Source organism: Antarcticirhabdus aurantiaca (assembly GCF_009765365.1).
GTDB classification, from domain to species: domain Bacteria; phylum Pseudomonadota; class Alphaproteobacteria; order Rhizobiales; family Rhizobiaceae; genus Antarcticirhabdus; species Antarcticirhabdus aurantiaca.
Genome location: NZ_VTOM01000033.1, coordinates 44529 through 57880, shown reverse-complemented (window position 1 = coordinate 57880; position 13352 = coordinate 44529). Strand labels below are relative to the sequence as shown.

Annotated in this window: 12 protein-coding genes, 1 tRNA gene and 1 riboswitch; of the genes, 9 read left to right on the top strand and 4 right to left on the bottom strand. The window is 71.9% G+C overall.

Annotation, left to right across the window (positions count from 1 at the left end; genetic code table 11):
* The first annotated feature begins 512 nt into the window (after window positions 1–512).
* Window positions 513–614, top strand: a riboswitch (TPP riboswitch).
* A gap of 90 nt (window positions 615–704) precedes the next feature.
* The 8 genes from FZN60_RS26765 (at window position 705) to FZN60_RS26730 (ending at window position 7046) form a co-directional block, all read left to right on the top strand.
* The gene (locus tag FZN60_RS26765) at window positions 705–1499 is read left to right on the top strand and encodes an ABC transporter permease (RefSeq protein WP_158877131.1); all 795 of its coding nucleotides are present in this window, start codon (window positions 705–707) and stop codon (window positions 1497–1499) included.
* Between the two features lie 25 nt (window positions 1500–1524).
* Window positions 1525–2478: an ABC transporter substrate-binding protein gene (locus tag FZN60_RS26760; RefSeq protein WP_158877129.1), complete on the top strand. Its 954-nt coding sequence runs from the start codon at window positions 1525–1527 to the stop codon at window positions 2476–2478.
* On the top strand, window positions 2475–3218 hold the full coding sequence (locus tag FZN60_RS26755; protein WP_210253436.1) for a hydroxyethylthiazole kinase: 744 nt from the start codon (window positions 2475–2477) through the stop codon (window positions 3216–3218). The genes FZN60_RS26760 and FZN60_RS26755 overlap by 4 nt, the downstream gene beginning before the upstream one ends.
* Window positions 3215–3871 (top strand): thiamine phosphate synthase, encoded by a 657-nt coding sequence (gene thiE / locus FZN60_RS26750; protein ID WP_158877127.1) that lies wholly within the window; start codon window positions 3215–3217, stop codon window positions 3869–3871. Before FZN60_RS26755 ends, thiE begins: the two co-directional genes overlap by 4 nt.
* Window positions 3868–4683, top strand: a complete 816-nt coding sequence (thiD, locus tag FZN60_RS26745) for a bifunctional hydroxymethylpyrimidine kinase/phosphomethylpyrimidine kinase (RefSeq protein WP_158877125.1) — start codon at window positions 3868–3870, stop codon at window positions 4681–4683. Before thiE ends, thiD begins: the two co-directional genes overlap by 4 nt.
* Window positions 4680–5351, top strand: a complete 672-nt coding sequence (locus tag FZN60_RS26740; protein WP_158877123.1) for a TenA family protein — start codon at window positions 4680–4682, stop codon at window positions 5349–5351. The genes thiD and FZN60_RS26740 overlap by 4 nt, the downstream gene beginning before the upstream one ends.
* A 192-nt stretch (window positions 5352–5543) precedes the next feature.
* Window positions 5544–6890, top strand: coding sequence for an Nramp family divalent metal transporter (locus FZN60_RS26735; protein ID WP_158877121.1), 1347 nt, complete (start codon window positions 5544–5546; stop codon window positions 6888–6890).
* Between the two features lie 79 nt (window positions 6891–6969).
* Window positions 6970–7046: transfer RNA gene (locus tag FZN60_RS26730), tRNA-Pro, on the top strand.
* Window positions 7047–7217: 171 nt separating this feature from the next.
* Here the strand turns inward: FZN60_RS26730 and FZN60_RS26725 are convergent.
* Window positions 7218–8393: a CaiB/BaiF CoA transferase family protein gene (locus tag FZN60_RS26725; protein WP_158877119.1), complete on the bottom strand. Its 1176-nt coding sequence runs from the start codon at window positions 8391–8393 to the stop codon at window positions 7218–7220.
* A gap of 10 nt (window positions 8394–8403) precedes the next feature.
* Entirely contained in the window at window positions 8404–9612 is a 1209-nt protein-coding gene (locus FZN60_RS26720) for an acyl-CoA dehydrogenase (protein WP_158877117.1), read from the bottom strand.
* Between the two features lie 186 nt (window positions 9613–9798).
* On the opposite strand from FZN60_RS26720, the gene FZN60_RS26715 reads away from it, so the two are divergent.
* The gene (locus tag FZN60_RS26715) at window positions 9799–10695 is read left to right on the top strand and encodes a LysR substrate-binding domain-containing protein (RefSeq protein ID WP_158877115.1); all 897 of its coding nucleotides are present in this window, start codon (window positions 9799–9801) and stop codon (window positions 10693–10695) included.
* A 16-nt stretch (window positions 10696–10711) separates the two neighbouring features.
* On the opposite strand, the gene FZN60_RS26710 is transcribed toward FZN60_RS26715, so the two are convergent.
* Together FZN60_RS26710 and FZN60_RS26705 are read right to left on the bottom strand one after the other, a co-directional pair.
* Window positions 10712–12388 carry a hypothetical protein gene (locus FZN60_RS26710; protein ID WP_158877113.1) on the bottom strand — a complete coding sequence of 559 codons (1677 nt, stop codon included), beginning with the start codon at window positions 12386–12388 and terminating at the stop codon, window positions 10712–10714.
* Window positions 12385–13350, bottom strand: coding sequence for a lysylphosphatidylglycerol synthase transmembrane domain-containing protein (locus tag FZN60_RS26705; protein WP_158877111.1), 966 nt, complete (start codon window positions 13348–13350; stop codon window positions 12385–12387). The genes FZN60_RS26710 and FZN60_RS26705 overlap by 4 nt, the downstream gene beginning before the upstream one ends.
* Window positions 13351–13352: the final 2 nt, after the last annotated feature.

Here is a 13352-nt window from a genome sequence, read left to right as displayed (position 1 = left end):
CCAGTCCTCGAGGCAGGGCGGGAACAGCGTCGCCTGATCGCGATCGGCGCCGACAACGAAGCGTCCCATGCCATCCTCCAGACCACCCTGAAGAAGATAGCATGAGCAGGGTTTTGACACAGCCAGGACCCATTGCATCCGCGCGCCGATGTGAAGGCTATACGAAAGATAACCGCGCCTCAAACGAAATTGCGTCGCGGCGACTGCAGCGGTGGCGATCTCAAGGCTGCTCCTGCGGCTCGCCCATGATCGTTCCGTTCCCGATCATGGCGGCAGAGCGGTTTATCTCTGGACGCTCGTATGGAGCGGGAGGCCGGCCGCTCGTTGAAGGTTGCCACGAAGACAGCGCGAGCCTCGGTTCGGCATCCCGGGATCTCTCCGGTCGGCTGCCCGGAAAGCGAAAGAGAAACGCAAGTCGGATGGCATCCTCCAGCACGATCGGCCCACGATCTGCGTCGCTTCGCCCCCTTTCCTGCGGCCGTTGACGCGCGGCGAGCCCCGCGGCATGGTGCTGGCATTCCGAGGGGTGCGTCGCAGGGCGCTGAGATGGCGAAGGCCGAACCCTTGAACCTGATCCGGGTCATGCCGGCGTAGGAACGGGAAAGCGGGCCGCCGTCGGGTGCCCGGTCGCCTCACATCCTGTCAGCCAGCTTCGTCCCGGATCGCCGGCGGCTCCGGCCGCCCAGCGCGAAAGGGCGGGGAGCATGCGGGCGGCGGGCGGAGCCGAAGCGGCGCGGGCGGGCGGGCTCCGCAGCCGGGACATCGTGCTGGTGGTCGCGCGCGGCTGCGTCTCGGTGCTCGCGCTCTGGCAGGGCGCCGTCCTGATCCTCGACCCGCCGCGCTATCTCCTGCCGTCGCCGCTCGCGGTCGGCCGCACGCTCGTCGAGCGTTTTTCCATGCTCTGGCCGGAAGCGCTCCTGACGCTCGGCGAGGCCGGGCTCGGTCTCGTCATCGGGAGCCTTGCCGGCGCCCTGTCCGGCCTCCTCGTTGTCGCCCTGCCGCGCGTCGGCGCGCTCGCCTGGCCGGTGCTCCTCGTTCTCCAGGCGCTGCCGGTCTTCGCGATCGCGCCGATCCTCGTCCTGTGGTTCGGCTTCGGCGTCGCCTCCAAGGTCGCGATGGCGGCGCTGATCCTGTTCTTTCCCGTCGCCTCCGCCTTCGCCGACGGTCTGCGCCGGATCGAGCGCGACGTCGTCGATGCGGCGGCGCTCGCGGGCGCGACGCCCTTCCAGACGCTGCGGCTCCTGCGCGTGCCGCTCGCCATGCCGGCGCTGGTCTCGGGCCTGCGGGTCGCCGCGCCCCTCGCGCCGCTCGGCGCCGTCGTCGGCGAATGGGTCGGGGCGACCGGCGGGCTCGGCTTCCTGATGATCCAGGCCAATGCGCGCATGCAGACCGACGTGCTCTTCGCCGCCCTCGTTCTTCTCGCGCTGATGACGCTCGCCCTTCGCGCCCTCGTCGACGCCCTCGCCCATCGCCTCGCGCCCTGGGCGCGAACGGTCTGACCGCAGAAACCCCCAAGGAATGCCCATGAAGCGCCGCACCCTTCTCGCCGCCTCGCTCGCGCTGCCCGCCATCCTGGCCGGCCGCCGGGCGCCCGCCGCCGAGGACAAGCTCACCGTCCTCCTCGAATGGTTCGTCAATCCCGACCACGCGCCGCTCGTTCTCGCCGAGGCGCTCGGCCTCTTCGCGGCCCAGGGCCTCGTTGTCGAGCTGGTGCCGCCGGCCGACCCCTCCGCGCCGCCGCGCCTCGTCGCGGCGGGCCAGGCGGACGTCGCCGTCCACTACCAGCCGAACCTCGTTCTCGACGTCGCGGCCGGCCTGCCCTTGAAGCGCTTCGGCACGCTCGTTGCCTCGCCGCTGAACACGCTGATCGTCCTGAAGGACGGGCCCGTGAAGAGCCTCGCGGACCTCAAGGGCCGGCGGATCGGCTATTCCGTGTCGGGCTTCGAGGACGCGCTGGTCGGCCAAATGCTGGCGAGCGTCGGCCTGTCGGCGAGCGACGTCGAGCTCGTCAACGTCAACTTCTCGCTCACGCCCGCGCTGCTCTCCGGCCAGGTCGACGCGACCGTCGGGGGCTTTCGCAACTTCGAGCTGACGCAGATGGCGATCGAGGGGCGGGAGGGTCTCGCCTTCCTGCCGGAAGAGCACGGCGTCCCGGCCTATGACGAACTGATCTTCGTCGCCCATGCCGACAGGACGAACGATCCCCGCCTGCCGCGCTTCCTCGCCGCCGTGGACGAGGCGACGCGGCGGCTGCGCGCCGATCCGGCCGAGGGATGGCGGCTGTTTCTCGCGGCTCATCCCGATCTCGACGACCGGCTGAACCGCCAGGCCTTCGCCGACACCCTGCCGCTCTTCGCGCAGGATCCCGCGCGGCTCGACCGCGAGCGCTATGCGAAACTGTCCGCCTTCCTGGAGGCGCGCGGCCTCGTCGACGAGGCGCCCGGCGTCGAAGCGCTCGCCGTGGAGCTCGGCGCGTGAGCGCGGCCGTGATCGGGACCGGGGCCGTGACCCCCGAGCGCGTCGCCGACATTCTCGACGCCCTGCGCGACGCGCGCCCGCGCGTCCACGCCCTCACCAACACGGTGGTCCAGACCCGCACCGCGGACGGTCTGACGGCGCTCGGCGCCGTGCCCTCGATGACCACCGATCCCGACGAGGTCGCGGAGGTCGCGGGCGCGGCTCGCGCGCTCCTCGTCAATCTCGGCACGCTCGACCGCGACCGGCGCGCGGCGATCGACGTCGCCGTCGACCTCTTCGCGTCGAGCGGACGCCCCTTCGTGCTCGACCCCGTGAAATGCGACATCGCCGAGCGGCGGCGCACGCGCGCGCGCGCGCTCCTTGCCAGGAAGCCGGCGCTGGTGCGCGCCAATGCGGACGAGATGGCCGCGCTCGGGTCCTTCGCCGGGGCGCGGCTCGAAACCGGCCGGCTCGACCGGATCGCGGACGAAGCGCGCAGCCTGACAGTCGCGAACGGCCATCCCTGGCTCGCCGACGTGACGGGCACGGGGTGCCTGTCCGGCGCCATGGCCGCGGCCTTTCTCGCGGTCGAGCCGGACGCCGTCGCGGCGGGCATCGCGACGGCCGTCACGCTCGGCGTCGCGGCCGAGATCGCGGCCCGGCGCTCGGCCGGTCCCGGCACCTTCGCCGTCCACCTCCTCGACGCGCTCGCAGGCCTCGGCCGCGACGACGTCCTCGCCCTCGCACGGATCAACCGATGATCGACCTGTCCCTCTACGTCCTTCTCGACGCCGGCGCCGTGCCGCCCGAGCGCCTGCCCGATCTCGCGCGGACGGCCGCCGAGAACGGCGCGACGCTCCTCCAGTATCGCGACAAGACCGCCTCGACCCGCGCGATGGTGGCGCGCGCCTCGGCGATCCGCGCCGCGCTGGCGGGCTCGGGCGTGCCGCTTCTCGTCAACGACCGCGTCGACGTCGCGCTGGCATCCGGCACGGAGGGCGTCCATCTCGGGCGCGACGATATGGCGCCGGATACGGCGCGGCGGATCCTGGGCGCGAGCGCGATCGTCGGCGTCACCGTGAAGAACGCCGACGACGCGCGGGGCGCGCTGCACCCCGCCGTCGACTATGCCTGCATCGGCGGCGTCTTCGAAACCCTGTCGAAGGCAAATCCGGAGCCGCCGGTCGGCATCGAGGGCTTTCGCACCCTGCGAAACGGCCTGCGGGACGCGCGGCCGGATCTGCCCGTCGGCGCCATCGCCGGCATCGACGCCGAGCGCGCGGCGCAGCTCGTCGCCGCCGGTGCCGACGGCGTCGCCGTGATCTCGGCGGTGCTGCGCGCGGCCGATCCCGCGGCGGCGGCGCGGGCGTTGCGCGCGGCGGTGGACGCGGCAAAAGGGGAGGCGGCACGATGACCGCCGTCGCCCTGACCATCGCGGGGTCCGATAGCGGCGGAGGCGCCGGCATCCAGGCCGACCTCAAGACCTTCTCGGCGTGCCACGTCTTCGGAACCAGCGCGCTGACCGCCGTCACGGCCCAGAACACGACGGGCGTCTCGGCGGTTTCGATCCTTCCGGCCGAGATGGTGGCCGCGCAGATCGAGGCCGTGCTCGCCGATTTTCGCGTCGGCGCGATCAAGATCGGCATGGCGGGCGATCGCGACACGATCGAGGCGATCGGCGAAACCCTGGCGCGGCACGGGCGCGAGGCCGTGCTCGACCCGGTGATGGTCGCGACCTCCGGCGACCGGCTGCTCGCGGCGGACGCGGCGGAGGCGCTGATCGGGCACCTCGTGCCGCTGGCCTGCCTCGTCACGCCGAACCTGGCGGAGGCGGCGCTCCTGACCGCCCGGCCGGTCGCGACCAGCGAGGCGGAGATGGAGGAGCAGGGGCGGCGCATCCTCGATCTCGGCGCCCGCGCCGTCCTGGTCAAGGGCGGCCATCTCGGCGGGGCGGACAGCGCCGACATCCTGGTGCGGCCGGACGCGGCGCCCCGCCGCTTCGCCGCGCCGCGCATCGACACGACGAGCGATCACGGCACCGGCTGCACGCTCTCGGCCGCGGTGGCGGCCGGGCTCGCCCGCGACCTGGCGCTGGAGGACGCCGTCGAGGCGGCGAAGCGCTACCTGTCCGCCGCGCTCGCCGGGGCGGCGCAGCTCGATCTCGGCCATCGCGGACGCGGTCCCGTCCACCACTTCCACGCGCTTTGGACGGAGGAGGGGCGATGAGCGGGCTCTTCGACGAGCTGAAGGCGCGAGCCCGGCCGAACTGGACGGCCTATGTCGAGCACGACTTCGTGCGGCGCCTTGCCGAGAACCGTCTCCCGGAAGGAGCCTTCCGGGCCTATCTCGTCCAGGACTACCTCTTCCTGATCCAGTTCGCGCGGGCGCAGGCGCTTGCGGTCTACAAGAGCCGGACGCTCGCCGACATGCGCGCGGCCAAGACCGCGCTCGTCGCGATCCTCGACGTCGAGTTGGACCTCCACGTCCGCGTGTCGGCGCGCTGGGGCCTGTCGCCCGCGGATCTCGAATCCGCGCCCGAACTCGCGGCGACGGTCGCCTATACCCGTTTCGTGCTCGACGCCGGCATGGCGGGGGACCTCCTGGACCTGCGCGTCGCACTCGCGCCTTGCGTCGTCGGCTACGGCGAGATCGCGCGCGCCATCCGATCCGAGGCCGGACGCCATACCGGGCATGCGCAGGCCGACTGGATCGCCGAATATGCCGGCGAGAGCTATCAGGGCGTAGCGGCGGCGGCGCGCGGCGAGATCGACCGCCTCGGCGCGGATCTGTCGACGGGGCGCCGCGGCGAGCTCGCGGCGCACTTCGCCAAGGCCTGCGACCTGGAAGCCGCGTTCTGGCAGATGGCCCTCGACGAGGGCGAGGCCGCGCGATGAAAGGAGTCGTGCCGGCCTGAGATCGGCCGCCCGTCGGCATTCCCGACCCGAAGGCAGTACCCCGGCAATGCCCTCCGCCTAAAAAGTTGCCCATCGACAAACCTTGCGGCTTCAGCTTCATTCGGGGAGGAGCGGCGGAACGCGCCCGGCCGCCCGCGATTCAGCCTGGGGCGGGCAAGGGAACGGTGTGCCATGGATCTGCGCGTCGGCAGGCCGAAGGGCGAGACGGGGTGGCTCACCTCCGTCGGCGAGGGCTCGCTCGCGGACGTTCACCGCACGGTCGCGGTGCGGCGCGGCGGGGCGCCCTGGCGCCGGGCGCTCGCCTTTTTCGGGCCGGGCTACCTCGTGGCCGTCGGCTACATGGATCCGGGCAACTGGGCGACCTCGATCGCGGGCGGATCGGCCTTCGGCTACACGCTGCTCTTCGTCGCGCTTTTGTCCAACATCATGGCGATCGTGCTTCAGTCGCTCTGCGCGCGCCTCGCCATCGCCAGCGGGCGCGACCTCGCCCAGGCCTGCCGCGACGCCTATCCCCGGCCCGTGGCCGTCACGCTTTGGCTTCTCGCCGAGATCGCGATCATCGCCACCGACATCGCCGAGGTGATCGGCACGGCGATCGGCCTCAACCTGATCTTCGGCCTGCCGCTGGAGATCGGCGTCGTCGTCACGGCGCTCGACGTCTTCCTGATCCTTTACCTCCAGAAGCTCGGCTTTCGCTGGGTCGAGGCCTTCATCATCGCGCTTCTCGGCGTGATCGCGGTCTGCTTCACCGTTCAGATCGCCATGGTCGACCCGGACTGGAGCGCGGTGATCGCCGGTTTCGCCCCGACGCGCGAGATCGTTTCCAATCCGGAGATGCTCTACCTCGCGCTCGGCATCCTCGGCGCGACGGTGATGCCGCACAACCTCTACCTCCATTCCGGCATCGTGCAGACCCGTGCCTACGGCGAAACGCTTCCCGAGAAGCGCGAGGCGCTGCGCTTCGCGACGCTCGATTCGACCCTCGCCCTGATGTTGGCGCTTCTCGTCAACGCGTCGATCCTGATCCTGGCGGCGGCGGCCTTCCACACGAGCGGCCGCACGGAGATCGCCGAACTCGGCGAGGCGCACGACCTCCTCGCCCCGCTTCTCGGCTTCGCCGTCGCGCCGGTGCTGTTCGGCGTCGCGCTGCTCTGCTGCGGCCTCAACTCCACGGTCACGGCGACACTGGCCGGCCAGATCGTCATGGAGGGCTTTCTTCGGCTGCGCCTCGCGCCCTGGCTGCGGCGGCTCATCACCCGCCTCATCGCGATCATTCCGGCGGCCGGCGTCACCATCTGGTACGGCGATGCCGGCACGGCCGAGCTCCTTATCCTGACCCAGGTGGTCCTGAGCCTCCAGCTCTCCTTCGCAGTGTTCCCGCTGGTGACGTTCACGGCCAGCCGCGCGAAGATGGGCGAACTCGTCGCGCCGCGATGGCTCGTCGCCGTCGCCGTGCTGATCGCCGTCACCATCGCCGGCCTCAACGTGAAGCTCCTCGCCGACTTCGTTTTCGCCTGAGGAGCGACCCCGTCGAAAAAGCATGGATTAGCCGCTTGCAGGCGAACGGGGGCCGGGTTATAGACCCGCCCGCAGGTCGCGGAGTGTAGCGCAGTCTGGTAGCGCACCTCGTTCGGGACGAGGGGGTCGCAGGTTCAAATCCTGCCACTCCGACCAGCACTCCCCACATCATGACTCCCGTTTTCAAGCAGTCTCGGCGGATCGCGCCCGGCTGCTCGCCCGTTTATTATTCGGCTCGATTGGCGGCATTTCGTCGATCCGAAATGTCGCGCCGAACAGCTCGCGCCGGCCCAGCCTTCGAAACGGGGAAGCCCGGGAAGGCCCGGCTCACCCGGGCGAGGAGCCACCTTTCGGGTTCAGGGCGGGTCGAAGGGGCGGGGAGGCGCGGTCGAGAGCCAGGGGGCTGCGCGAGAAGCGAATCGGCGTTCGCAGGCCCGGCACCCCTTCCGGCTCGATGCGAAGGCCCCGCGAGCGCACCTGGGGATGATCGATGGCGTCCGCCACGCTGTTGATCGGGCCGCCCGGCACGCCGCGCGCCTGCATCGCGGCGATGAGGTCGTCGCGCGTCAGGAGGCGGGTGCGAGCCGAGAGGATCGGCACGAGCGTCGCCCGGTTCTCCACCCGCGCGGGGTTCGTCGCATAGGCGGGGTCGAGCGCGACTTCGGCGATGCCGAGCGCGTCGACGAAGGCGGCGAACTGGCGATCGTTGCCGCAGGCGACGATGGCGTGGCCGTCCGAGCAGGGAAAGACCTGGTAAGGCACGATGTTGGGATGGGCGTTGCCCATCCGGCGCGGGGGCGCGCCGCCGGCCAGATGGTTCATGGCCTGGTTGGCGAGCGCGGCGACGCCGCAGTCGAGCAGCGCCAGGTCGACGTGCTGGCCCCGGCCGGAGCGGGCGCGCTCGGCCAGCGCGGCCTGGATGCCGATGGTGCCGTAGAGGCCGGTGAGGATGTCGATCCAGGCGACGCCGATCTTCTGCGGCTCCCCGTCCGGCTCGCCGGTGAGGTCCATGATCCCGCACAGGCCCTGGACCAGGAAGTCGTAGCCCGGCAGGCGCGCGAAAGGCCCGTCCTGGCCGAAGCCGGTGATGGAGCAGTAGACGAGGCGCGGATTGAGCGCGGCGAGGCTCGCATAGTCGAGCCCGTACTTGGCGAGGCCCCCGACCTTGAAGTTCTCGATCACGACGTCGGCCTCGCGCACGAGGTCGAGAACGCGCCGAAGGTCGGCGGCGTCGTTGAAGTCGAGGGCGAGCGAGCGCTTGCCGCGATTGGCCGCGTGGAAATAGGCGGCGGTGCGCTCGCTCGTCCCGTCGTCCAGTTGCCGCTCCACGAAGGGCGGCCCCCAGCGGCGGGTGTCGTCGCCCTCCGGCGCCTCGACCTTGACGACCTCGGCCCCGAGGTCCGCCAGCGTCTGCCCGATCCACGGACCGGCCAGGATGCGCGCCAGCTCGACGACCTTGAGGCCGGCGAGCGGCGGCTCGCCGGAGGGGGCGGCCCCGATCATCGGGCCGCGCTCAAACGAAGGCCTGGAGGCCGGTGACGGCGCGCCCGAGGATCAGGGCGTGGACGTCGTGCGTGCCCTCGTAGGTGTTCACCGTTTCCAGGTTCACCATGTGGCGCATCACCTGGTATTCCTCCGAGATGCCGTTGCCGCCGTGCATGTCGCGGGCGCGGCGGGCGATATCGAGCGCCCGCCCGCAATTGCTGCGCTTGACGATCGAGATCATCTCGGGCGCCGCGTTCGCCTCGTCGAGGAGGCGGCCGACGCGAAGGCTCGCCTGCAGGCCGAGCGCGATCTCGGTCAGCATGTCGGCGAGGCGCAGCTGGAAGAGCTGGGTCTGGGCGAGCGGGCGGCCGAACTGGTGACGGTCGAGCCCGTAGCGGCGCGCGGCGTGGAAGCAGAACTCCGCCGCTCCCATCACGCCCCACGAGATGCCGTAGCGCGCGCGGTTGAGGCAGCCGAAGGGGCCCTTGAGCCCCTCGACGTTCGGCAGCAGCGCATCCTCGCCGACCTCGACCGCGTTCATCACGATCTCGCCGGTGACGGAGGCGCGCAGGCTGAGCTTGCCCTCGATCCTGGGCGCGGACAGCCCCTTGGTTCCCTTGTCGAGCACGAAGCCGCGGATCTTGCCGCCGTGTGCCTCGGACTTCGCCCAGACCACGAAGACGTCGGCGATGGGCGCGTTGGAGATCCAGGTCTTGCTGCCGTCGAGGACGTAGCCGTTCGCCGTGCGACGGGCCGTCGTGCGCATGCCGGCGGGATCGGATCCGGCGTCGGGCTCGGTGAGGCCGAAGCAGCCGATCAGCGCGCCGCTGGCGAGGCCCGGCAGGTAGCGCCGCCGCTGCTCCTCCGAGCCGTAGGCGAAGATCGGATACATGACGAGCGAGGACTGGACGCTCATCATCGAGCGATAGCCGGAATCCACCCGCTCGATCTCCCGGGCGATCAGGCCGTAGGCGACGTAGGACGCGCCGAGGCCCCCGTACTCCTCCGGGATGGTGACGCCGAGAAGACCCATCTCGCCCATCTCGCGGAAGATCGCGGGATCGCTCGCCTCGTCGCGGAAGGCGGCGATCACCCGCGGCTGAAGCTTGTCCTGCGCGTAGGTGCGGGCGCCGTCGCGCAGCATGCGCTCCTCGTCGGACAGCTGCGCGTCGAGGCGGAGCGGGTCCTCCCAGTCGAACCGGCCGAGATCGGGGGCGTCCTTCGGCTTGAGGGTCATGCGGAACTCCGATGCGTCGATGATCCCGACGGCGCGCCGGGCATGTCCCGCATCGATAAACGAGGACGGACGGCGGGGCCAATGCGTTCGGCTGGCGAGTTCAGGAGGAATTTTCATGAAGTCCGCCCCTCCGGCGCAGCCGGTGCTCCCGCCCGCGCAAGGGGCGTGATAGGTCCCGGAGCCGTCATGCGCCGATCCTTCACCCCCACCTTGTCCGAGCTCCAGGCGCTCGGCGCCTGCGCCGAAAGCGGCTCGGCGACCGAGGCCGCCCGCCGCCTCGGCCTGACCCAGAGCGCGGTCAGCCGGTCCCTCGGCTCGCTGGAAGCGCGGCTCGGCGTCCAGCTCTTCCACCGGGTGCGCAAGCGGCTGATCCTGTCGGATGCGGGTCGGGCGATGCTGCGCGACACCGAGCGGGTGCTCGCCGACATCAACGCCGCCGCCCTGACGGTCATGTCGTTCGGCGGCCAGGGCGACGTCCTGCGCCTGGCGGTGCTGCCGACCTTCGGCACGGCCTGGCTGATCCCGCGCCTGCCCGAGTTCCGGCGCCGCGCCCCACACCTGTCGCTCGACATCGCCTCGCGCCTCCAGGCGGTGGACTTCGAGCGCGAGCCCTTCGACGCGGCGCTGCAGCGCCGCGAGCTGGCCGGGCCGGGAACAAGCGTGGTGCCGCTGGTGAGCGAGGCCCTGATCGCGGTCGCCTCGCCGAGCCTCCTGGGCGCAGGCGGGCTGCCCCTGGCGGACGAGGCGATCGCGCGCCTGCCGCTCCTCCAGCAGTCGACGCGCCCCGAGCTCTGGCTGGACTGGTTCCGCGACGCGGGGCTCGACCCGATCTCGATCCTGCGCGGCCCGCGCTTCGAGCATTTCGGCATGGTGCTGGGGGCCGCGCGCGCCGGGCTCGGCGCCGCGCTCGTTCCGGAAGTCCTCGCCGTCTCGGACCTTCGGGCCGAGCGGCTCCTCAAGATCTCGCAGCGCGTCCTGCCGGGCAGCTCCGACTACGCGCTGATCTATCCCGCGCGCAGCGAGGCGAGCGCGCCGCTGGCCGCCTTCCGGGACTGGATCCAGACGATGGCCGCGCCCTCGTGAGGGCGGCCCGCCCGCGTCAGCCGGCTTTGGACAGGCAGACGACGTCGAGGACGACGACGCCCGCGATCCGCGCCTCCTCGCAGCTTGGTGCGAGGCGCGACAGGGCGGTCGGCCGAGTGGGGGGCGGTGCGGGAGCGAAGAAGCCTTGGAACGAGGGCGGGAGCGCGCCGCTCGCCAGCGTTACCTCCTCCACGAGGAGGCGATCGGCCGGCAGGTTCGCGAGCAGTTGCCGGAACTCGGCGGGGTCGGGCGTCTGCACGATCCGCAGCAGCCGCTGCATGCGCGCTTCCAGCTCCCTGAAGTAGCCGAGCTGGTAGGCGATGGCGTGCTCGCGCGTGGCGTAGACCCCGCGCCGCGCGAAGACCGGCACGTAGTCCAATTCGTTCACGAAGCCGGCGAGGCGGGTTCCGGGCGGCGTTCGCGCGGCGGCCTCGACGATGCCGGGCCGTTCGGGTTCGCGGGCGAGCGCCCTGACGCCCTGAGCGGCGGCGAGCGAGCCGCCGACGAGACCCGCGGCGGCGAGCATCAGGGCGAGCCGGCCGGCGACGCTCCGGGACAGGCCCGACGGGATCCGGGCGCGGATCGCCTCGCAGGCGACCAGCGCGGTCGCCAGAGCCGCGATAAGGAAGGCCGCGTCGGAGTAGCGGTTGGGCAGGTGCAGGCGGAACAGGAGAACCTGCGCCAGGACCGCGCCGGCCGTGCCCGACAGGACGAGCGCGGCGATGACGGATGAGCCGGGGCGGGGGCCGGGGCGCAGCGCCCGCCAAAGCAGCACCGCCGGGCCGGTCAGGAGAACGGCGACGAGGAGCGCGAGACGGGGGTCTGTCGGCGCCTCGCAGCGCCGGCCGAAGAAGCCGAGCCGCTCGCCGCACAGAAGGTCGACCGAGCCGTCCGCCTCGAACACCTCGCCGCGACCGCCCGCGGCGAAGGTCGGGATGGCGCGGGCGTCGGCGAGCGTCGCGACCGGGCCGAAGCTCCCCTCGGCGAGGAGCGTCGGGGCGACGCCCGCGATGGTGGCGAGCGCGCAGGCGGCGACGAGGACGATGCGCGGCCTCGACAGGTCGATCAGGCGGCCGCCGCCGGGAAGGAGCGGCGACAGGCCGATCGCGCCGGCCGAGACCAGCGCGGCCTGGGGATAGCTGCCGGCCAGGAGCCCCTGCGCCAGCGCCGTCTGCCAGAGGCTTTGCCGGACGAGGCCGTCGACGACGAGGATCAGGAGGAGCGGCCAGAAGCCCCGCGGCGTGCCGCTGGCCGTCGGATCGCCCGCGATGACCAGCGCGACGACGGCCAGAACGAAGGCGACGGCCGGATCGGCGCCGAGCCTGCGGCCGAGCCGGAAGGCGGCGAGCGGCAGGAGAACGAGAAGAAGCGCGGGCAGGAGCTTCGTCGTCAGCACCGGGTCGAGGCCGAGACCGAAGGCGGCGCGGTAAGGCAGCGCGTAGACCCAAGGGCTCACAGACTGCCAGTAGTCGAGCACGAGGTCGGGACCGCGCAGCGCCGGCTCGCTCCAGCGCGCCATCCAGGCCGTGAACTGGAGCGCGTCGTTGGGGAAGCGAAAGGGTCCCCGGAAGACCTGGTCGAGCTCGCGCAGGGCGGCGAGGAGGCCGAGGAGGACGGCGGCGGCACGCCAGAAGCGCTCGTCGCGCGTGCCCGTCAACCGACGCTCCAGGCCCGCGAAGATCGAAGACGTCACCGCGGTGCCCGTTCGGAAGCCGCGGCCTTCAGGGCGGCGCGGCTCTCGTAGAATTTGGACACGAAGGGCAGGCCGGCCATGGCCGGCAGGAGGTAGCGGCTGGTCGCCAGGATGCCGAGAACCGCGCCCTGGCCGGGCGAGAGATAGGGCGCGTAGAACAGGACGATGGCCGCGTCGCGCGTGCCGACGCCGGCGAAGGTGAAGGGCAGGAGGCCGACGAGGATCGACAGCGTGGCGAAGGCCATGTTGTCGAGGAGCGGCACGGCGCCTCCGAGGGCGCGGGTGAAGAGCCAGAACTGGGCGAGGTGCAGCGCCCAGATGCCGACCGACAGGAGCGTGGTGCCGAGGGCGCGCCGCGGGTTCTGCCAGAACCAGCCGACGATGCCGCTCCAGTCGTCGGAGAAGCGTTCGAGGAGGGCGCGCGGCTTTGCCGGCAGGAGGCGCCCGCCAAGGCGCGCGAGACCGGCCGCGGCCGGCAGGGGCGAGAGCAGGAGGGCGAGAAGAACGAAGAGCCCGCCGACCGGCAGCAGCGCGAGCGCGAAGCGCGGGTCGCCCGCCGCGACCGTGAGGATTCCGACGAGGCCCCACAGCAGGAGCGAGGCCATGTCGAGGGCCTTTTCCAGGACGACGACGGCGAAGGAGCGGGTCGGCTCCATGCCGTGGCGCCGGGTGAGGACGACGCTCTTGGCAAGGTCCCCCATCTTCGATGGGAGAAACAGGTTCAGCGTCGAGGCGGCGAGCACCAGCCGCACCGCTTCGCCCGTTCGCACCGAGGCGCCGCGGCTGACCAGGGTGAAGCGCCAGGCGGTCGCCCAGGTCAGGGGCACGACGAGAAGCAGGCCGAGAAGGAGCCAGGCGGGGTCGGAGCGGCGAACGGCCGCGGCGAGCGCGTCGAGGTCGACGACGAAGTAAAGGCCGGCGAGGAGGACGAGGCTGACGGCGAGCCCGACGAGGCGCTTCACGA